Genomic DNA, 20819 nt, shown 5'->3' with positions numbered 1-20819 from the left:
GCGGTGCATGTGGCGGGCGGGGACAAGCCCCGCCCCTACATCGTTCAGATGCCTACACCGTGGTTTTCGCGGGCTTGGGCTATGGCTTCGGGCGTGGCGTTGCCGGGGCTGGGTTCGCCGTCTTTGGTGAAGAAGGTATAGAGCACTGGCAGCACCAGCAGCGTGAGCAGCGTAGCCGTGAGCAAACCGCCGATAACCACGGTGGCCAGCGGCTTCTGTACCTCTGCGCCGCCCGAAGTGCTGAGGGCCATGGGCAGGAAGCCCAGCGAGGCTACGGCCGCCGTGAGCAGCACCGGCCGGAACCGCTCTTCGGTGGCCCGGAGCACCCGTTCGCGCACGCCCGTTACGCCGGCCAGGGCCAGCTCGTTGAGGCTGGCCACCAGCACAATGCCGTTGAGCACGGCCACGCCAAACAGGGCAATAAAGCCCACGCCGGCCGAGATGCTGAACGGCATGTCGCGCAGCCACAGCGCCAGCACGCCCCCAATGGCGGCCAGCGGAATGCCAGTGAAAATAAGGCCGGCCTGTTTGAGTGAGCCGAAGGAAAGGTAGAGTAGCAGGAAAATAAGGGCCAGCGCCACGGGCACCGCCAGGGCCAGGCGCGACTTGGCCTGCTGCAGGTTCTCGAACTGCCCGCCATACTCAACGGAGTAACCCGGCGGCAGCTTCAGGCCGGCGTTCAGCCTGGCCTCAATATCCTGCACCAGGCTCTCCACGTCGCGGTTGCGCACGTTCACGCCGATGTTGATGCGGCGGCGGCCGTCGTCGCGCGAGACCTGGGTGGGGGCGTTGCGGAACTCCACAGCGGCTACTTCGTCAAGCGGTAGTTTCTGGCCGCCGGGCAAATCCACGTACAGGCTGCGCAAATCCTGGATGCCGCGGCGGTGTAGCGTGTCGAGGCGCACTACCAGATCGAAGCGCCGCTCGCCCTCGTACACCTGGCCGGCCACGTCGCCGGCGAAGGAAGTGCGCAGCAGCGTGTTCAGGTCATCAACCCGCAGCCCGTATTGGGCCAGCTTAGCGCGGTTGTAGGTGACGCGCAGCTGGGGCAGGGCGGCAATCTGCTCCACTTTCAGGTCGCCCACGCCGGGCAGGCCCCCAATGAGGCCGGCGGCCTGGGTGGCTTTCTCAAACAGCAGGCCCAGGTCGTCGCCGTAAATCTTGATGCTGATATCCGACTTCACGCCCGAAATCAGCTCGTTGAAGCGCATCTGGATGGGCTGCTGAAACTCCATGCTCACGCCCGGCAGCCCGGCCAGGGCCTCGGCCATCTTGTTGGCCAGCTCCTCGCGGGTACCGGCCGAAGTCCACTCGCCCTGAGGCTTGAGTACCACAATCTGGTCGGAATCCTCCAGGCTCATGGGGTCGGTGGGGATTTCCGAAGTGCCGATTTTGCCCACCACCTGCTCCACTTCCGGAAAGTTGGCCAGCAGAATTTTCTGGACTTCGGTGGTAGTAGCCACGCTTTGGGCCAGCGACGAACCGGGGGCAATGGTGATGTTCACGGCGAAGTCGCCCTCATCGAGCTGCGGGATAAACTCGCCCCCGAGCCGGCTGAATACCAACCCGGCCAAGGCCAGCAGCAGCAGCGCCCCGGCCACTACGGCTCCGCGCCAGCGCAGCGCCCCGGCCAATAGCGGCGCATAGCCGCGGTGCAGAAACTTCATTATCCGGTGCGCCACCGTGCCTTCTTCCTTGATGTCCTTGCGCAAGGCCCAGGCCGACACGGCGGGCACGTAGGTAAGGCACAGCAGCATGGCCCCCACAATGGCAAAGCTCACGGTCAGGGCCATCGGCCGGAACATCTTGCCCTCGATGCCAGTGAGGGCCAGAATGGGCAGGTACACGATGAGGATGATGAGCTGGCCGAACAGCGCCGAGCGCATCATGCGGCTAGCAGCGGCCTCGGCCACCTCGTCCATGCTCTCCCGGGCGGCCCGTGCCCGGAAATGCACGAGGTGGAAAATTATGGCTTCCACGATGATGATGGCTCCATCGACGATGAGGCCGAAGTCGAGCGCGCCCAGACTCATCAGGTTGGCCGACACGCCGAACACGCGCATCATGCCCAGCGCAAACAGCATGCACAGCGGAATCATGGAGGCCACCACCAGCCCGGCGCGCCAGTTGCCCAGCAGCAGTAGCAGTACCAGTAGCACAATTACGCCGCCTTCGAGCAGGTTTTTGGCCACGGTTGTAATAGCAGTGTCCACCAGCTTAGTGCGGTCGAGGAAGGGGCGGATGAACAGGCCCTCGGGCAGCTGCTGGTCGATTTCGGCCACCCGCGCCTTCACGCCGGCAATAGTGCTTTCAGAGGAGGCGCCTTTCAGCATGAGCACAATACCGCCCACGGTTTCGCCTTCGCCGTTGCGCGTGAGGGCTCCGTAGCGCACGGCGTGGCCGAAGCGCACGTCGGCCACATCGCGCACCAGCAGCGGCAGCCCGGCCCCGGTTTGCTTGATTACCATGCTGCCCACGTCCTGCAGCGAGCCGGCCCGGCCTTCGCCCCGGATAAAGTAGGCGTTGCGGCCGCGCTCCAAATACGAGCCGCCCGTGTTGCCGTTGCCGGCCTCCAGCGCCCCGTACAGCTCAGCCAAGCTCACGCCCAGCGCGCTCAGCCGCTCGGGGTTGATGCTGACTTCGTATTGGCGCACGAAACCGCCGAAGCTGCTCACATCGACCACGCCGGGCACGCCGGCCAGTTGGCGCTTCACCACCCAGTCCTGCACCTCGCGCAGCTTGGCCAGCGAAAACTGCTTTTCGTAGCCTGGCTTCACGCCCAGTGTGTACTGGAATATTTCGCCCAGGCCGGTGGTGATGGGGGCCATTTCGGGGCGGCCCAGGCCCGCGCCCAGGTCGCTTTCGGCCGAGCGTAGTTTCTCGGCTACCAGCTGGCGGGTTTCGAGCGTGGGAACATCGTCATCGAACTCTACGGTGATGGCCGAGAGGCCGAAGCGCGAAATCGAGCGCACGCCCGTAACGCCCGGAATGGTACGTAGGCTCAGCTCCAGCGGAATGGTGAGCAGCTGCTCGACCTCCTGGGCGGCCAGCGCGGGGCTTTGGGTGATGACCTGGACCTGGTTGTTGGTAACGTCGGGAATGGCGTCGAGGGGCAGGTTGACGGCGGAGTAGCTACCCCAGGCCACCAGGCCCGCGAGTAGCACCACCACCAGCAGCTTATGTCGCACGCTGGCCCGGATAATGGCAGATATCATTTGTTTCGAGCGGTTAGCTTTGAGCTATTAGCTGTTAGCTCGCGTGCAACGGAGCATTCATCCAAGAGCAAATAGCCGGTTAGTATCCGTCGAACGGAAAGCTAACCGCTATCAGCTACTGGCTAACAGCTAAAAAAAGGGCGCGGCAGTTCTTACGCTCGGGGCGGTTCCAGCAGGGGGCGGCTCACGCTGAAGGCGTAAAGCGAGCCGGGGGCGGGCCGGTACGTGGCAGCGGGCCAGGCCAGGGGCGAAACCGGTACCCCTACGCGGGCTGCTACGGGTAGCACAAAGCTTACCAGCAGGCAGTTGTGGTGCTGCTGCTCCAGGGGTAGCTTCTCGTGGTCCTGGGCGTCGCGGTGCGAAACCGGGTTTTGGTGGTGGCGGGCACTCTGGGGGCCATAGTGCAGGGCCAGGAAGGCTCCCACCGACAAGTCGCCGCTGGCCAGCGTGCGGTGGTAGCGGTAGTGCTCGGCCAGTTCGGGCAGCTTGGCCAGCTCCGAGAGGTCGTGCTGGGGCAGGAGGCTACCGAGTAGCATCACAAATCCCAATAGCCGAGCAACAACCGTCTTCATCACAGCAAAGGTAACGCGCCGGAAGTAGGGTTGTTTGCGAAAAAGGGCTGCCGGCTGAAATTTGGAATGATTATCAATCCAAGAGGCACCCGAAAATGGCGCACAACCTCAACCATAACTGCCGCGTAAGGCAGGCAGCCATTCGCTGCGCAAACTGCCCGGCACCGGTGCCTGTACTTTATGATGAAATGGTACTTCTGCGCGGCGCTGCTGCTGGCCGGGTTGGTGGTTTCGGGGCCAACTGCGGCCTATTCCGTGCTTACCCACCAGGCCAATGTCGACTCGACCTGGAAGCCGTGCATACTGCCGCTGCTGCAGAGCCACTACCCCGGCGCCACCGAAGAGGAATTGCTGGGGGCCAAGGCGTACGCGTACGGTGGTTCCATTCTGCAGGACATGGGTTACTACCCCTTCGGCTCGGAGCTGTTTACCAACCTCACGCACTACGTGCGCAGCGGCGACTTTGTGCGCAACCTGCTAAGCGAGGCCCGCAACCGCAACGAGTACGCCTTTGCCCTGGGGGCGCTGGCCCACTACGCCGCCGACATAAACGGCCACCCGGCCGGCACCAACAAAGCCATGGCCAGCGTGTACCCCGAGCTCAAGGCCAAATTCGGTGACGCTATTACCTACGAAGAAGCGCCCATTCAGCACACCCAGCTCGAATTTGCCTTCGATGTGGTGCAGATGGCCTCGGGCCGCTACCGCTCGGCCGATTACCAGCGCTACATTGGGTTTAAGGTAGGGAAGGAAGTGCTGGAGCGGGCTTTTCTGAAAACTTACGGGCTGGAGCTGGGCCAAGTGATTGTAAACGTCGACCTGGCCATCGGCTCGTTCCGCTTTGCCGTGCGCAGCCTCATCCCGATTGCCAGCCGGGCGGCTTGGCAGTCGAAGAAAAACGAGATTCGCAAGGAGATTCCGCAGGCCCGCCGCCGCGAATACGTGTACAAGGACAGCCAGCAAGAATACGAAAAAACGTACGGCACCGAGTACGAACACCCCGGTCTTGGCGCCCGGATACTGTCGTACTTCGTGCGGGTGCTGCCCAAAATCGGGCCGCTAAAACCGTTTGCCTTTAAGCTACCCACGCCCGAGGCCCAGAGTCTGTTCAAGGCCAGTTTTCGACAGGTGATGAAGCACTACTGCGGGTTGCTCGAAAAGCAGCCCCGCGACACGGTGGCTGCCCCGCCCATGCTGGCCAACACCGACTTCGATACCGGCCGCCCAGCCAAGCCGGGTGCCTATTCCTTAACTGACGTGACCTACGGCGAGTGGCTGCAAAAGCTGGCCGACCAGAAATTTGAGCATCTGACGGCCGCCCACAAGCAGAACCTGCTGGCTTTCTATAAAGACCCCAGCCTGCCCGCCACAAACAACGATAAGGGAGAGGACAGAGAAAAAGATGCGGAGAAGCGGAAGATGGAAGCGGAGAAAGTACGCGCAAAAATCAGCGAAGCCCTCCAGCTGCTGCGGGCCGCTACGCCGATACAGGAAACCCGGCCCTAGCCTGCCATCCAGCTTATCGCCTCTGCTTCATCCTGTAATAGCTGCAGGGTGTAGGCCGGATGTGTTTGCGCCGTAACGGTGGCGGCGCGCATGGCGGGGCTTTGCTGCAGTACGACCATGTGCTCGGGCGCAAAAAGATAGGCTACACGCAGCGTGGCCGGCGCTAGTTCGGCGGCTACGGCGGGCAAAAGGGTGGTTGCAACCCAACCCGAAATGGCAGCATCCAGTTGGGAGCGGTGGCGTGTATCTATCAGCCAGCGCGCTGCCTCGTGGCTGTAGCTCATCTCGCGGGCCGCCCGCATGCCTTCCTGAATTTCGGCAAACGATACATTGCGCCGCCAGCGCACTACCAGCATAGCCGAACCAGAATCGTAAGTTAAGTGGAGGTAGTCGTCAGTACCGGGAATAGAAGAAAGCATGACAACAAAGGTATTGTATCTTGATAAGAAGAAGTAGCTACGGTTGAGCTTCGCTCGTCTGTACCAGCCCACTGCTGAGGCGGCGCAGAATGATTTCGGCCTGTTTGGCCTGGTAGCGAATATCGAGCAGGCGGGTTTCAGCCTGTAGCTGGGTGCGCTGGGCTTCGCGTAGCACCAGCGGCGTAAGCAGCCCCAGGCGGTAGCGCTCCAGGGCAATGGCCACGTTTTCGCGGGCCAGCAGAATGTTGGACTCCTCCAGCTCCAGCAGCGCCAGCCGGTTCTGGTACTGGGCATAGGCCTGCTCCGCATCAGCATCGAGCTGGAGCTGGAGCTGGTCGAGTTGCAGTTGGGTTTGCTCCTCGGTAATGCGGGCGTTCTGCTCCTGGCGGTTTTTGTTGAAGCCGTCGAAGATGGGCACCGAAGCCACCACGCCGTAGTTGAGGCCTATATTACGGTTGGTGCTGGTAGTCAGTAGCGTGCCGGCAAAGGCGGCGTTGTTGATGTTCCGGTTCAGCCCGTAGCCGGTCGTGAGGCCCACTTGCGGAAATCGGGAAGCGCGTACCAGCCGCCGGTCATAGGTGGTGATGGTCGTATTGATAAGGGCCTGCCGGAGACGGGGATTGTTCTGGCGAATGGCGGCCAGCACGGCGTCGCGCTCCAGGTCGCGGGACACCACAATCGAGTCCTGCGGCTGGAAATCGAGGCCCGGGGCGCGGCCGAGTAGCTCGTTCAGATTAATTTTAGCGGTTTTCAGGGCCTCCTGCTGCTGAATCAGGGCCGAGCGGTCGGCGTTGTAGTCCACGCGGGCCGTCAGTACTTCCACCTTGGCACTCACGCCTACGTCCACCCGCGCCTGGGTCAGGTCGATGCGGGCCTGACCGATTTTGAGGGCTTCTTCAAACGAGTTGATTTTACCCGATTCGCGCACCACCACGAAGTAGGCGTCGGAAATGGCGGCCACGGTTTCCTCAATAGTGGCCCGCGTCAACTGCTGCTGGCCCTCTTCCAGCGCCTGCAGCCGCTCATAAGCGATAAACATGCCCAGGCCGTCGAAAATGGTCCAGGTGGCAGCCACGTTAGCGTTGAGCTGGTTGTTGGTGCCCCCGTTTACTACCCGGGCCGGAGTGGGGTTACCCGCCGCATCGAAGGTGCCGAACTTCTGCCGGATATCGTTGCGGTTGAAGTTGCGCACGAAGTTGCCGTTCACCACCGGCAGCTGACCGGCATTGCCACGGGTTACATTGTTTTCGGCAATGCGCACATCTTGCTTGGAAACCCGGATGGCGTAGTTGCTTTCCACGCCCAAGCGGATAGCCTCGGCCAGCGTGAGGGGCGGTGCCGGGGCTACGGTTTCGGGCTTCTCGGTCTGGGGCTTGCTCTGAGGCTTCTCGGTGGTTTCGCGGCGCGAGGGCAGCACCGGCTGTTGGGCCAGGGCAGGCAGTCCGGTAGTCAGCAAAAGCAGCGGCAGGAACAGGGAACGGGAGGACATTCGAGGAAAAATAGATAGAAAGCCGGGCGAAGAACCGAAGCAGACAGACAGCGTTACGCTACTACTTTTTCGGGCTCGGGGGCATGCTTGTGCTTTTTGGCCGTGGCGAAATACGAGTACATCACCGGCACTACGTACAGCGTAAGCACCGTAGCGAAAAACAGGCCGCCCACCACGCCGATACCCATGGCCCGGCGGCTCAGGGCGCCCGCGCCGGTAGCCATGGCAATGGGCAGAATACCCAGAATGGCGCACAGACTAGTCATCAGAATGGGGCGGAAACGGGCCGTAGCGCCTTCCACCAGCCCGCTCATATAATCCATGCCCTGCTCTACTTTCTGGTTGGCAAACTCCACGATGAGAATACCGTTTTTCGTCACCAGCCCGATGAGCATGATGATGCCAATCTGCGAGAACAGGTTCAGGGTTTGGTTGAAATACCACAAGCTCAGCAATGCTCCGCTCAGGGCCAGCGGCACAGTTATCATGATGATAACCGGGTCGCGGAAGCTCTCGAACTGCGCGGCCAGCACCAGGTAAATCAGCACCAGCGCCAGGCCAAAGGCAAACAGCAGCGACGAGGAGCTTTCTTCGAAGTCGCGGGAGGCGCCGGCCAGCTCGGTCGAGTAGGTGTCGTCGAGGGTTTTGTCGGCAATGGCGCGCATGGCAGCAATGCCGTCGCCCAGCGTCTGGCCGGGGGCCAGGGCTGCCGAGAAGGTAGCCGCGTTATAGCGGTTGAAGCGGAACAGTTGGGGCGGCGTGCTGCTTTCCTCCATCTTAATCACGTTATCCAGCTGCACCAGCTCGCCGGTGCGGCTCTTCACGCTTAGCAGCCGCACATCGAGCGGCTGGCTGCGGTCTTCGCGCGCCACCTGCCCGATAATCTGGTACTGCTTGCCATTCTTGATAAAGTAGCCGTAGCGCTGCCCGCTCAGGCTGGCCTGCAGCGTCTGCGAAATATCCTGCACCGACACGCCCAGACTCTGGGCCTTGTCGCGGTCGATATTTATGCGCAATTCGGGCTTGTTGAATTTCAGGTCCACATCCACGAACTGAAAGGTGGGGTCGAGGCGGGCGGCTTCCAGAAACTTGGGCACGGCCGTGCGCAGCTTCTCGAAGTCCTGGGTCTGAATAACGAACTGCACCGGCAAGCCCCCGCCGCCGCCCGAACCGATGCTCTGGTCCTGGCTGACAGAAGTGCGGGCGGCCGTGAGGCTTTTCACACCCGCCGAAATAGCATCGGCTACCTCGCCCTGGGTTCGGGTACGGTCTTCGGGCTCCTTCAGCAGCACCCGCGCAAAGCCCGAGTTGGCCCCGCCCGACCAGCCCGGTGAGGTTACGGTAAATACGCTGCCCAGATCAGCCCCCGCCGAATCAACGGTCAGCTGGTTGAGCTGGGTGATGTACTTGTCCATGAACTCATAGGAGGCGCCTTCGGGGCCGGTGGCATTCACGTTCACACGGCTGCGGTCTTCCACCGGGGCCAGCTCCGATGGGATGATGCCCATAAAGTACCAGGTGCCCAGGCCCGTGCCGACTACCACCAGCCAGGCCAGCCAGCGGTTGCGCAAAAACGTCTGTAAACTGTCGCGGTAGCCATTTACAACGCGCTGGAAGAAGGGCTCGGTTTTGCGGTAGAACCAGTTGTGGGTTTCCTCGCGCTTGAGCAGCCGCGAGCACATCATAGGGGTGAGCGTGAGCGAAACGAAGGCCGAAATCAGCACCGAGCCCGCTACCACAATGCCAAACTCGCGGAACAGGCGCCCGGTAATGCCCGTCAGGAATACCACGGGCAGGAACACCGCCGCCAGCACCACCGTGGTGCTCACGACGGCCAGCAGAATCTCCTCGGAACCCTTAATGGAGGCCTCCCGGGGCGATTCGCCGGCCTCGATGCGGGTGTAGATGTTTTCCAGCACCACAATGGCGTCATCGACCACCAAACCAATGGCCAGCACCACGCCCAGCAGCGTAAGCACATTGATGGAGAAGTCGAGCAGGTACATCACGAAGAAAATACCAATCAGCGACACCGGAATGGCCACGATGGGAATGAGCGTGGAGCGCCAGTCGCGCAGGAACAGGAAGATGACGACCACCACCAGGATGAATGCCTCAATCAGCGTCTGCTTTACCTCGTCAATCGACTGGCGGATGAACACCGAATAGTCGATGGCGGGCTCGATTTTGAGGTCGGCGGGCAGGTCTTTGCCGAACTGGGCCACGCGCTTGTTGAACTCGTCGGCAATATCAATCTGGTTCGAGCCGGGCTGCGGAATAACGGCCAGCGCCACGCCCGGCACCCCGTTCACCCGGAACAGCGTCTGGTCGTTTTCGGCGTACAGCTCGGCGTAGCCGATGTCCGACATGCGCACGAGCGAGCCTTCATCGCGCCGGATTACCAGGTTGTTGAACTCCTCCTCGCTGGTGAGGCGGCCCATGGTGCGCAGCGTAAGCTGGGTGGCCTGACCCTGCACCGAGCCGCTGGGCAGCTCCACGTTTTCGCGGGCCAGGGCCTGCTGCACGTCCACGGGGCTCACGCCCAGGGCCGAGAGTTTCACCGGGTCGAGCCACAGGCGCATGGAGTAGCGCCGCTCGCCATACACCCGAATTTCCGATACGCCCGGAATGGTCTGGAGCCGCTCGCGCAGCGTATTGATAGCGTAGTCGGTGAGCTCCAGCAGGTTGCGCTCTTTGGAAGTCAGGTAGCTGAGCACTACGGGCTGCGAGTCGGCGTTGGCCTTGCTCACAGTGGGCGGGTCCATGTCGCGCGGCAGGCGGCCCTGCACGCCCGAAACCTTGTCGCGCACGTCGTTGGCGGCCGTTTCCAGGTCGGCATCGAGGTCGAATTCCACCCGGATGCTGGCCCGGCCGTCGCGCGAGTTAGAGGTCAGGTTCTTGATACCCGGCACGCCGTTGATGGCCGCTTCGAGCACTTCTGTCACCTGGGCCTGAATCACGTCGGCTGAGGCCCCGGTGTACGAAGCCGACACGCTGATAATGGGCGGATCGACGCTCGGGTACTCGCGCACGCTCAGGTAACGAAACCCGATGACGCCAAAAATGACAATCACCAGGCTCATCACCAAGGCGAGAACCGGCCGATTTATACTCGTAGATGATAAACTCATGGCTTATTTAACGCAGGGTTTCGCAGGGTTTCAGGGTAGTCGTTCTCTGCTGACCTCCGCAAAATTCTCTGCGTTCCGTTACAGGAAAGCTATTTATTAGTAATCTGAACGGCGTCGCCGGGCTTCACCTGCAAAATGCCGGTCCGGATTACCGTGTCGCCCACGGCCAGACCGTCGGTTACCTGGATAAGCTGGTTGGAGCGCAGGCCGATGTTGATTTTGCGGGGTTCCATCTTGCCGTTTTTCACCAGATACACGCTGTAGCCGGCGGCCTCAGGCACCACGGCTTCGGTGGGTACCTGCAAAGCGCCTTCTGTCTGGCCCAGCTCCAGGTTTACCTTCACGAAAGCACCAGGGCGCAGTTCGTTGTTGGTATTGGCGTAGCGGGCGCGCACGGTTTGGGTGCGGCTCACGGGGTCAATCTGCGGATCGAGGGCGTACACTTTGGCCTTGTATTTCTGGCTGGAGCTCTCGTCGGTGATGGTGACGGCCTCACCCACGGCTACCTGCCGGGCAAAGCGGCCGGGCACGGCAAACTCCACTTTCACCGGCTTCACTTTGGAAAGCGTGGTAATTTCGGTGCCGGGGCTCACGTAGGTGCCCACGGTGGCCGTAGTCAGGCCCAGCACCCCATCAAACGGAGCCCGGATGGTAGATCTGGCCAGCGTAGCCTGCAAAGCCCCCAGCTCGGCGCGGGCCGTGAGCAGCTGGTTGTTGGCCTGTTCGTACTCCTGGGCACTGATGTACTCCTTGTCGAGCAGGGTGCGCTGACGCTTCTCCTGATCCTGGTAAAGCTTGATGTTGTACTGCTGCTTACGTAGCGCGGCCTGAATATCGGCCGAGTTGATGCTGACCAGCACCTGGCCTTTGCGTACCGGCTGGCCCTCGCGCAGGTTGAGGTTGGTTATCTTACCGGCCACTTCGCTTTTAATGACAACGGCTTCCTCGGCCAGTACCGAGCCGGTGGCCGCTACCGCATCGGCGAGGTTGGTTGCCTTTACCACGTATACTTCCACCGGCAAGCCAGGGCCGGCCTTGGCGGGGCCACCAGCGGCTGCTTTTCCCTTACCGCCCGCTCCTTTACCCCCTTTGGCCTCGGGGGCCGGGAAGTACTTCATCTTGGCAAAAACCAGCCCGGCTACTACGGCCAGAGCCAGCAACAGCCACAGTATCCGGCGGCCGGCTCCGCTGGTACGGGCCGGGGCTACCTGGGGCTCTTCTTCTAAATATTCCTGAGTTTGCATGAACAGCAGCTGCGCTTACCGGTGCTCCCTTACCTGGGCTGCCCGTCGCAAGTACCACAACGCGCGGCCCCGGTCGCAGGTTTAAAACTGCCGGCACCAGGATAGATAATGGGGGTAAGACACCAATTTGCCCCCCAGGTTGCGCGGCCGGTAACCTGGCTGGCCGGCAACCCGCTCTGTTTCCCCGAATTGCGCTATTTGCACTGATAGTAGTTGCCAGCCTTAAAATACTACCTAATCATTTCAGCGGCTCAGCACCTTGCCGCTTAGCACCTCACGTTATATGGAGCAGCGTAATTTCTTTCAGGAAGTGCACGAAGTAGTGCGGCTGGTGCCGGCTGGGCGGGTAACCACCTACGGAGCCATTGCTCACTACCTGGGCGCCCGGCGTGGGGCCCGCATGGTGGGCTGGGCCATGATGGCCGCCCACACGGCCAACGAGTACGTGCCGGCCCACCGCGTCATCAACCGCAACGGCCAACTCACGGGCCGACAGCATTTTGCCACGCCCACCGCCATGCAGGAGGCGCTGGAGGCCGAAGGTCTCACTGTTGTCGATGATGAGGTGCAGAACTTCAAACGGCTGTTCTGGGACCCGACCGCAGAACTGGTGTGAGCCGGGTAGCAAATGGCCGTGTGGAGGGTGAAGGTGCTGCGTACCTGTCTTAGTTCGACCTCGGTTTCGCGTAGGAAATGGTTGTTACGGAGGTCGGTGTAGGGGCGGGGCTTGTCCCCGCCCGCCGTGCGCACCGTTTCAACGGGAATCGTTCAATGGCGCGAACGGCGGGCGGGGCCAAGCCCCGCCCCTACACCGACCTCCCTAATCCCTAGGCACCAAGCGGCACGGTAGTCATTACCTGGCGAATGGCACCCAGCACTTCTTCGGGACTGGCGTTTTTGAGCAGGTATCCGTGGGCACCTTCGGACCGGAGCGAGTCAATCAGCTCGGGCTCGTCGTGCATGGAGATGATGATGGAGCGCACCTGCGGATATTGGGTGCGTAGCAGCCGCACCGTCTGGAGCCCGTCGAGCACCGGCATCTGCAGGTCCATCAGGATAACATCCGGAATTACCCCCTGGTCGAGCCGTTCGAGTAGCTCCTGGCCGTCGCCGGCTTCAAATAGTACCTCCATGCCGGCAAAACCACTGATAAGGGCCCGCAGACCCTTGCGAAACAGAATATGGTCGTCGACGACAGCTAGGCGGATAGAAAGAGGACTCATACCAGCGGGGAATTGGAGGGCGAGGTGGAAGCAAAGTACGGCAGGGGCAGTGAAATCTTCACTGTAGTGCCCTGACCAGGTGAGGACTGATGTTGCAAAGTGCCGCGGAGCACGCCTACACGGCTGCGCAGGTTAGTGAGGCCCAGGCCGGTGCGGGTGCTAGGCAACGGCTGCTGGTCCGACTGGGTGGGGTCGAAGCCGATGCCGTCGTCGATGTAGCGCAGCGTGAGCTCCTCATTGCCGAAATCGACCAGCATCTGGATGTTGCTGGCGTGGGCGTGGCGCAGGCCGTTGCCCATTAGCTCCTGCACAATGCGGTACACAATCAGCTCGTAGCGGGCCTCCAGGCGGCGGGGCGTGCCGGTCTGCTCGATACTGACGCGGGTGGGGCCATCGGCCGGAATGGTGCGGGCCAGCGCTTCGAGGGCGAAAGGCAGTCCGAATTTCTGCAAGGCCGCCGGCAGCAGGTTGCGCGAAATACGCCGTACCTCACTAATGGCCTGGTCGAGCAGCAGCGTGGCCTCGTGGGTGAGGGCGGGTTGGTTGAGCGTGTTGAGGTGCAGCTTGACGATGGCCAGCGTGGTGCCTACGCCGTCGTGCAGGTCGCCGGCAATGCGGCGGCGCTCCTCCTCCTGGGCCAGCAAAGCAGCCTCCAGCGCCTGCTGCTGGCCGGTTTCGTGCAGCTCCTGCATCTGTTGCTGCTGCTGAATCAGGCGGCGCTGGTAGCGCACCACGAAGCCCACTACGCCCAGTGCCAGCAGCAGCAGAATAGGAGTGACGAGAACAAGCGGAAGCAGCGCGTCGGGCATGGGAAGGGGCAGCCAGCAACCCGGCCAGCCGGGTAAGCGGGGCAAGATACCGATTTAGCCGACCAGATGCGGCGGCAGTACCCGGTAGCGCCAGTTTTTGGTAGGCGGCCGCCACCCGATGCGGAACCGCAGCCACCGCGGCAGCGCATGGTGCGGCGTTACGCCCATCGGAAACAGCGTGATGAGGTGCAGCAGCAAACCGAACTGGATGGCACGCAGGAGGGGATAGGGTAGCCGCACGAAACGGCCAAGCTCGGCTTCGGTCAGTGCCGGATTCAGGTTCCGAAACCATTCGTAGCGCAATAAATCCTGCCCAACAATTACCAGCAACGAGCACGAGTAATAAATCAGGATGGCTATGCTGAAGACGAATTCAGGTGTTTTAAATGGATGAATAAAATAATTATTACGAAACATCTGGGCTAATTGGCGCAAAGCCATAAAGCACAGAAATATGTTGCCAAAAAACCGGCTGGTTATGTTTATATTCAGCAATAAGCCGTCCAGCCAAAAAGCACTGGCAAAGGCAACGGCCACAAACACTAGCAGGCTGCCTCGCAGCCAGGGCTTCGCCTTATTAGAAGCCAAATGAATGAATACAATGCTTAGCCAAACAACATCGCTAAAGGTTGATAAATGGAAGATAAAAATATTATTGTGTAGTACTTTCCTGGCAAAAGCGCCCAGTATATACAAGAAAGCATCGCCCGCCAAGTAATACACGAATGGCTGAAAAGTAGGGCTGAATTTTATCTTGCGAGCCCATACTATGCCAAGTAGTATTACGCTGATATTTTCTCCCATTCGTAGCAACGGGACAACGCTACTCAGCCAGGTCATGGGTTTTGGTTAAGCTAGCGGACTGAGCACGTCGCAGTTGGGCGGACACTTGCCCGATTCGTCGCCCACAATACCATCATCGTACATAGTTACCCCCTCCGCTCCTAGGCGGGGTACAATATCGCGCCCGTCCCTATCAACCCCCACTACCAGCAGCTGCGATTCGCCGCTGTTGCCCTTTTCGTCTTTCGACTTCTTCAGACCCATATAAAACCGCAGGCCCACGCAGCTCTGCTGGCTTTGAATCTCAGCGAGCAGCTTGTTGCCGAAGTAATAGGCGTTGATGCGCTTACGGCCGGCTACCTCCGCTTCGGTAAGCGCCTCGTTGCGGTAGTTGGCCGCCCAGGCGGCTGCCTCGGCTACCGGAATGGGGGCGCCAGCATCGGGGTTGAAGCCGGGAATAGGGTCGTTGTTTTTCATGAGATGTAAAAAGGCTGTATAAGAAAACGGAGAGCCTGATTAAGTAGCATCAACTCTATCAGGATGTACCAGCAAGAACGCCCGGCAGAATAGCAGCGCCATTATACCCAAAAAGCAGGAGCCGATTAAATAAAGCAAGCGGCTGTTGTATTCGCTGGTACTTAAATAGGGATTATTGGTAATCAGATAAAGGATGATGGTTCCGGAAAGATAAATTATAATACCGATAGTTACTACAAACATCGGCGTTCTTAAAAGTTGGGCGCGGTGCGTGCGAATTAAGGCGCGCTCAAAAAACAAGAGTCCAAGAAATATAATTATGATGCTTTCCACTAGGTTGGTGTAGGAGTTAATTTGACTAAATCCCTCTAGGAAGAAGGAATCTATTACGGCAAAAATTATAAAAAATATCGTGATAATGCGGATGGAAAGCTTGGTGGAATTGCTTTTAAACTCATCGTAGTACACTTTGAGGTAAAGCAGCGTTTCACCAATAGTATTGAGGTGATTTATGGGGATGCTATACTGCCATATCGCAATGGCAAGGTGCATCAAGCCATACATGCCCAGCAGGAATAAAGGTACAAAACGTAGCGTCCGGAGCCCGCCAGTAAGGTTTTTTCGGCGTTGGTGGGCAATCAGGAAGGGTACAAGCATCCCTCCGTATACCAGCCAGTCGACAGCCTTACAAAGAGCAATAACCCACGATTCCATCTGGCTGTTGCGAAGCGTTAGCTGTTGAGCGGATTGGCTACGCTACAGCAGGGCGGACATACTGGCAAGTCAGTCGCTACCTGGAAGCCTTCAGCATTCGGATAAGACTCTTGCATTACCGCTCCCCGAGTAGCTTCCGCTGGCCCGGCCAGGATATACTGATCGTCAGCATCGTAGCCGACCAGCACCAACTGGGGCTGACCGGCGTCGTCCAGACCATAATAGGCGCGCACGCCCACGCAGTTCTGCTGGCTGAGAATACTTTGCAGGGTTTCGGCAGTCAGGCAGTGGGCTTTGGTTCCGGTTGGGTTCTGGTTGCGGTAGTTGCGAGTCCAGGCGCTGGCCTGCTGCAGGTCGTTGTTCGTCATGGGTGCACTAAGCGGGTAGGGGCATAGGAGTACCAAATATAGGCGAAACGGTATGACTTGGTAAGCTGCTCAGTTTCGACTCTTCTGGTGTATAGTTAGGCGAAGTCGTCGGTGTCGTCCTCGTCTTCCAGATTCTCGAAAACCTGGTCGATGGCCTGTTCGGCGGAGCGCAGCTTGAGCTTGCAGAGGCGGATAAGCTCGGCCGAGCGCTGCACCCGGCTCGTGAGGTCGTCCACGTCCACGGCATCGGTTTCGAGGGCCCGCAGAATGGTTTCGAGTTCCTCGATGGCCTGGCGGTAGGTGGGTTCGGTTGACTTGGGGGGCATGACTAAAGGAAAAGCGGAAATAGTGAGGGTAGTTGAGCAGCTTAGCGAGGTAAACTTTTGCGTCGGGTCGTTGCTGATGCTGATTAGGCAACACAGTTCAACGACGAGCCACAAACTATGGCCGTTCTATAGCAGCAGTGGCAGTTGCCCCCCCACGCGGGCCGGTACCACCGAGGCGTCGGGCAGGCGCAGCAGCAGCTCCTGGCCCGGCCGTAGCGCGCCCGTAACCGGGCGGCCCTTGGGCGTGAGCAGGCGCACGGTGCCCGGCTCGGGCGGAGCAGGGCGGGTTGCTACAGGCGCGGGCCGCAGCTCGGCCAGCTTTAACTGCTGCTGGTGCAAGAGGCGCAGCGCAGCCAGCTGCAGCTTATAGCGCCGGCGTAGCAGCTGCTCGCGGCGGCGGCGGTGCAGGCGACGGAAGCGCAGGGCCAGCGCCCGGCCGCGCAGCCGCAGCTGCTGCTCGTGATGGTCTAAAGCTTCGCGGGCGGCCCGGTGCAGCTGGTGCCGCCGCCGCCCGAGTTGCTGCTCCTGCTGGCGCAGCTGGGCCCGGGGCGCAGTTGCCGCCGCCCGAATGCGCTGGTGCAACGCCTCGCGGTGCTCCTGGAGCTGGCCCTGTACTGCCCGCCGGGCCTGCCGGAGCCGGCGGTTAAGCTGCTCGGCGGCGTAGCGCACCTGCTGCTGAGCCAGCTCGCGAATGCGGCCGCCGTAGCCTTCGAGCGCCGCCTCTAGCCGGGACAGCCGCTCGATGAGGTAGGCGGCCACGGCAGTGGGTGTTTTCAGGGCCATGTGAGCGGCCAAGTCAATAACAGCTTCGTCGCGCTCGTGGCCGATGCCGGTGAGCACGGGCAGCGGAAACGCGCCCACGGCCGCCGCCAGCCCGAAATCATCGAAAGCCAGCAAATCGGCCTTCGAGCCCCCGCCCCGGATGATAACCACCGCCTCGAACTGCCCCCGCCGGGTGCGGATGGCATCGAGGGCGGCGCGGATGCTGGCCGGCGCGCCCTCGCCCTGCATGGTAGCCGGAAACAGCGTCAGGGCGAAATCGTAGGGCGCCTCCTGGAGCTGCTGCACGAAATCCTGCCAGCCTGCCGCCGTCGCCGACGATACCACCGCCACCCGCTGCACCCCGATGGGCAGCGTCAGCCGCTTCTGCCGCTCCAGCAGGCCCTCGGCTTCGAGCTTGCGCAGCGTTTCGAGCCGCAGCCGGGCCAGGTCGCCCACGGTGTAGGTGGGGTCGAGGGCCAGCACATCGAGGCTCAAACCGAATTGCTCGTGGAACTTCACCTGTACCCGCAGCATGATTTTAAGGCCCGGCCGCAGCTCCAGGCCAGTTTGCTGCTCGAAGGTGGCCGCCAGCTGCTGGTAGCGCTGGCTCCAGATGGTAGCGCGGGCCTGGGCCTTGAGCGTGGCCCCGCGGGCGGTGGTGTGCTGGTCGGTGAGGGTGAGGTAGCAGTGCGCGCCCACGGTACGGGGCAGCGTGAGGTCCGAAATTTCGGCCACCACCCAGTAGGAGTCGGCAAACCGCTCGCTCAGCGTCTGGCGCACCCGGGCCAGCAGCTCGGCCAGGGGCAAAGCGGCGGGCGGCAGCGCGGGGCCGGTATTGGCGGCAGAAGAAAGGCCCGGATCGGGCCGACGGTTGTAGAGCGGCATCAGGCGCAAGTTACGGAGCGTTGGCAGAGAGTCTGGGAGGGGAGGTGTGGGGAAGGTAGCACGTCATTCTGAGCGAAGGCGCAGCCGAAGTCGAAGAATCTCTACCGCTTCGTTGAGCTACCATTGCAACGAAGCGGTAGAGATTCTTCGACTTCGACTTCGGCTGCGCCTTCGCTCAGAATGACGTTCCTTTTCTCACCTCTCTGTACTCACTTCTCACTTCTAACTATTGCCCCTTACCTCCCTCAATCAGCAACTCCGGGCTTTTTAGTAGATTTACTCCTGACAATACTTCCTTTCTTCCTGTTTTATGCGAAAAAATAATCCTTTGTCTTTGGCGGCCCTGGCCACCGCCGGCCTAGCCCTGGGTGGCTGCGCCAGCACCCAGCCGGTGGCTTCTACTACCACTACCACCGCCGCGCCCACTACCGAAACGCCCCCAACGGCTGCCCCCGCTCCCAAAGGCACTGGCCTGAACGTAGCCAACATCAACACCTCGGTCGACCCCTGCGACGACTTCTTCGAGTACGCGTCGGGCAGCTGGCTGAAAAACAACCCCATCCCGGCTTCCGAAGTGCGCTGGGGCTCTTTCAACGAGCTGGCCGACAAGAACAACGCCGTGATGCGGCAGATTCTGGACGAGTCGGCTGCCAACACGTCGGCCGCCAAGGGTTCCAACGCCCAGAAAGTAGGCGACTTCTACGCCTCGGCCATGGACTCGGCTGCCATCGACGCGGCCGGCCTGAAATACCTGCAGCCCGAGCTGGACCGCATCAGCAAAATCAAGACGCTGAAAGACGTGCAGGCGGCACTGCCCCAGCAGATGCGCCTGCAGACCGGCATTTTCTTCGGTGGCTATGTGGGCCAAGACGATAAGAAGAGCGACGAGTACGCCGTGAACCTGTATCAGGGCGGCCTGAGCCTGCCCGACCGCGACTATTACCTCAAGGATGACGCCCGCTCCAAGGGTATCCGGGCAGCCTACACCACCTACCTGACCAACACCTTTAAGCTGTTGGGCGACAACCCCACTACGGCCGCCAAAAACGCCGTAGCCGTAATGGCGCTCGAAACCAAGCTGGCTAAGGCTTCGAAAACCCGCGTGGCGTTGCGCGACCCCAACGCCAACTACAACAAAATGAGTGTGGCCGAGGCCAACAAGCGCTTCCCGAATCTGGCGCTGCCTGCCACGCTCAAGACGCTTAATTTGGGCGCCGCGCAGCAGGTAATTGTGGGCCAGCCCGAGTTTCTGCAGGAAGTAAGCAACCTGATGAAGCAGACGCCGGTGGCCGACCTCAAAACCTACATGCGCTGGCACCTAGTGTCGTCGTTGTCGTCGGCGCTGCCCAAGGCTTACGGCGACGAGCAGTTCCGCTTCTCGCAGGTACTGACCGGCGCCAAGCAACAGCAGCCCCGCTGGAAGCGCATGTTGCGTTCGACCGACGGTGCGCTGGGCGAAGCTTTCGGGCAAGTGTACGTGGAGAAGGCTTTCACGCCTGAAACCAAGCAGAAGGCGCTGGTGATGGTAAACAACATCCGGGCGGCTATGGGCGAGCATATTGAGAAGCTCGACTGGATGAGCCCGGCCACCAAGGCGGAGGCCCAGAAGAAGCTGGCCGCCTTCACCGTAAAAATCGGCTACCCCGATAAGTGGAAGGACTATTCGGCCCTCAACATCTCGCGCGAGTCGTACCTGCAGAACGTGCTGGCCGCCCGCCAGTGGAGCTACAACGACAACACCAGCAAGTTCGGCAAGCCCATTGACCGGCAGGAGTGGGGCATGACGCCGCCCACGGTGAATGCCTACTTCAACCCGAGCATGAACGAAATCGTGTTCCCGGCCGGCATCATGCAACCCCCGTTCTTCGACCCGAATGCCGATGATGCCGTGAACTACGGTGGCATGGGCGCGGTCATCGGCCACGAAATCACGCACGGCTTCGATGACCAGGGCCGTCAGTATGACGCCGCCGGTAACCTGCGCGACTGGTGGACCAAGGAGGATGCTGCCAAGTTCCAGCAGCGCGCCGATATGGTGGACAAGCAGTATTCGGCCTTCTCGCCGCTTGATTCGGTGTTTGTGAACGGTAAGCTGACGATGGGCGAAAACCTGGCCGACTTCGGTGGGCTGGCCCTGGCCTACTCGGCGCTGCAGAAAGCCAACGCCGGCAAAAACGTGCCTAAGTACGACGGTTTCACGCCCGAGCAACGCTTCTTCCTGGCCTGGGCCCAGGTGTGGCGCACTAACGCCCGCCCCGAGTACCTGCGCCAGCAGGTGATGACCGACCCGCACTCGCCGGCGCAATACCGCACTGTGGGCCCGCTCATGAACATGCCCGAGTTCTATGAGGCGTTCGGCTGCAAGGAAAACGCCAAGATGATGCGGGCGCAGGCCGACCGCGCCAAAATCTGGTAGGTCCTTGTATCCGGCCGCTACTGCTATGATTTCAAACTGAACAGTTAAATGATGCCAAACGACAGGAATTACGCTGCACTGCCGCTGGAACAGTTACTGGCAGAGGAGAAAATCAGCAAAAGAAACCAGCTGCTTTCTGCCGGCGCTATTGGGTTTTTAGTTGGTGTGATGGTGTATGGCCTGGTGAAAAACGGATTCGGGGTCCTCTACCTTGCCATTCCGTTGTTTCTGATAGCCATGATTTACAGAAATTCACACGCGCAAAAACAAAATCTTGTGGAAATAAGACGGGAAATAGCAGTACGAAAAGCAGCTTAGATACCCTGAGTTCGGCCCACGCTGAAAGCGGCCTGCACAGTTGTGCGGGCCGCTTTTTTGTGTAGCTATAGCCTCATTTGGGCAAGGGTAGCAGGGCCGAAGCGCGGAGCATTGCGACTGAAAATCGGAATCTATGTCCTTTTTCGGCGCGCTTTTTCGTAG

At 60.7% G+C, this 20819-nt stretch carries 18 protein-coding genes; 4 read left to right on the top strand and 14 right to left on the bottom strand.

The window, feature by feature from the left end; translation table 11 throughout:
* Positions 1-44: 44 nt before the first annotated feature.
* Positions 45-3215 (bottom strand): efflux RND transporter permease subunit, encoded by a 3171-nt coding sequence (locus J7E24_RS02295; RefSeq protein WP_215134700.1) that lies wholly within the window; start codon positions 3213-3215, stop codon positions 45-47.
* Between the two features lie 152 nt (positions 3216-3367).
* Positions 3368-3787, bottom strand: coding sequence for a hypothetical protein (locus tag J7E24_RS02290; protein WP_215134698.1), 420 nt, complete (start codon positions 3785-3787; stop codon positions 3368-3370).
* A 180-nt stretch (positions 3788-3967) separates the two neighbouring features.
* Here J7E24_RS02290 and J7E24_RS02285 point away from each other — a divergent pair, with 180 nt between their 5' ends.
* On the top strand, positions 3968-5293 hold the full coding sequence (locus J7E24_RS02285; RefSeq protein WP_215134696.1) for a zinc dependent phospholipase C family protein: 1326 nt from the start codon (positions 3968-3970) through the stop codon (positions 5291-5293).
* Here the strand turns inward: J7E24_RS02285 and J7E24_RS02280 are convergent.
* The 4 genes from J7E24_RS02280 to J7E24_RS02265 all read right to left on the bottom strand — a co-directional run bounded on the left by J7E24_RS02280 (position 5290) and on the right by J7E24_RS02265 (position 11576).
* Positions 5290-5712 carry a hypothetical protein gene (locus tag J7E24_RS02280; RefSeq protein WP_215134694.1) on the bottom strand — a complete coding sequence of 141 codons (423 nt, stop codon included), beginning with the start codon at positions 5710-5712 and terminating at the stop codon, positions 5290-5292. The two genes, J7E24_RS02285 and J7E24_RS02280, sit on opposite strands and share 4 nt — an antisense overlap.
* A 37-nt stretch (positions 5713-5749) precedes the next feature.
* Positions 5750-7201: a TolC family protein gene (locus tag J7E24_RS02275; RefSeq protein ID WP_215134692.1), complete on the bottom strand. Its 1452-nt coding sequence runs from the start codon at positions 7199-7201 to the stop codon at positions 5750-5752.
* A 53-nt stretch (positions 7202-7254) separates the two neighbouring features.
* Positions 7255-10332, bottom strand: a complete 3078-nt coding sequence (locus tag J7E24_RS02270) for an efflux RND transporter permease subunit (protein ID WP_215134690.1) — start codon at positions 10330-10332, stop codon at positions 7255-7257.
* 89 nt (positions 10333-10421) lie between these two features.
* Complete coding sequence (locus J7E24_RS02265) at positions 10422-11576, bottom strand: efflux RND transporter periplasmic adaptor subunit (RefSeq protein WP_215134688.1); 1155 nt, start codon at positions 11574-11576, stop codon at positions 10422-10424.
* Positions 11577-11859: 283 nt separating this feature from the next.
* Between J7E24_RS02265 and J7E24_RS02260 the strand changes: the two genes are divergently transcribed.
* The gene (locus tag J7E24_RS02260; RefSeq protein WP_215134686.1) at positions 11860-12192 is read left to right on the top strand and encodes an MGMT family protein; all 333 of its coding nucleotides are present in this window, start codon (positions 11860-11862) and stop codon (positions 12190-12192) included.
* Between the two features lie 211 nt (positions 12193-12403).
* Here the strand turns inward: J7E24_RS02260 and J7E24_RS02255 are convergent, their stop codons facing one another.
* From J7E24_RS02255 to xseA, 8 genes are all read right to left on the bottom strand, one after another.
* On the bottom strand, positions 12404-12799 hold the full coding sequence (locus J7E24_RS02255) for a response regulator transcription factor (protein WP_215134684.1): 396 nt from the start codon (positions 12797-12799) through the stop codon (positions 12404-12406).
* Positions 12796-13608 carry a sensor histidine kinase gene (locus J7E24_RS02250; RefSeq protein ID WP_215134682.1) on the bottom strand — a complete coding sequence of 271 codons (813 nt, stop codon included), beginning with the start codon at positions 13606-13608 and terminating at the stop codon, positions 12796-12798. The genes J7E24_RS02255 and J7E24_RS02250 overlap by 4 nt, the downstream gene beginning before the upstream one ends.
* 54 nt (positions 13609-13662) lie before the next feature.
* Complete coding sequence (locus J7E24_RS02245; protein WP_215134680.1) at positions 13663-14448, bottom strand: hypothetical protein; 786 nt, start codon at positions 14446-14448, stop codon at positions 13663-13665.
* 9 nt (positions 14449-14457) lie between these two features.
* Entirely contained in the window at positions 14458-14868 is a 411-nt protein-coding gene (locus J7E24_RS02240; RefSeq protein WP_215134678.1) for a hypothetical protein, read from the bottom strand.
* 39 nt (positions 14869-14907) lie between these two features.
* Positions 14908-15582 (bottom strand): hypothetical protein, encoded by a 675-nt coding sequence (locus J7E24_RS02235; RefSeq protein ID WP_215134676.1) that lies wholly within the window; start codon positions 15580-15582, stop codon positions 14908-14910.
* A 17-nt stretch (positions 15583-15599) separates the two neighbouring features.
* Positions 15600-15950 (bottom strand): hypothetical protein, encoded by a 351-nt coding sequence (locus J7E24_RS02230; protein ID WP_215134674.1) that lies wholly within the window; start codon positions 15948-15950, stop codon positions 15600-15602.
* Between the two features lie 95 nt (positions 15951-16045).
* Positions 16046-16276 carry an exodeoxyribonuclease VII small subunit gene (gene xseB / locus J7E24_RS02225; protein WP_215134672.1) on the bottom strand — a complete coding sequence of 77 codons (231 nt, stop codon included), beginning with the start codon at positions 16274-16276 and terminating at the stop codon, positions 16046-16048.
* 126 nt (positions 16277-16402) lie between these two features.
* Positions 16403-17923: an exodeoxyribonuclease VII large subunit gene (gene xseA / locus J7E24_RS02220; RefSeq protein WP_215134670.1), complete on the bottom strand. Its 1521-nt coding sequence runs from the start codon at positions 17921-17923 to the stop codon at positions 16403-16405.
* Positions 17924-18233: 310 nt separating this feature from the next.
* Here xseA and J7E24_RS02215 point away from each other — a divergent pair, with 310 nt between their 5' ends.
* Both J7E24_RS02215 and J7E24_RS02210 read left to right on the top strand, forming a co-directional pair.
* Positions 18234-20339 (top strand): M13 family metallopeptidase, encoded by a 2106-nt coding sequence (locus J7E24_RS02215; RefSeq protein WP_215134668.1) that lies wholly within the window; start codon positions 18234-18236, stop codon positions 20337-20339.
* Positions 20340-20387: 48 nt separating this feature from the next.
* Complete coding sequence (locus J7E24_RS02210) at positions 20388-20657, top strand: hypothetical protein (protein ID WP_215134666.1); 270 nt, start codon at positions 20388-20390, stop codon at positions 20655-20657.
* Positions 20658-20819: the final 162 nt, after the last annotated feature.

This window comes from Hymenobacter sp. ISL-91 (genome assembly GCF_018613725.1).
Classification (GTDB): domain Bacteria; phylum Bacteroidota; class Bacteroidia; order Cytophagales; family Hymenobacteraceae; genus Hymenobacter.
This window is presented reverse-complemented; position numbering and strand designations above follow the sequence as displayed.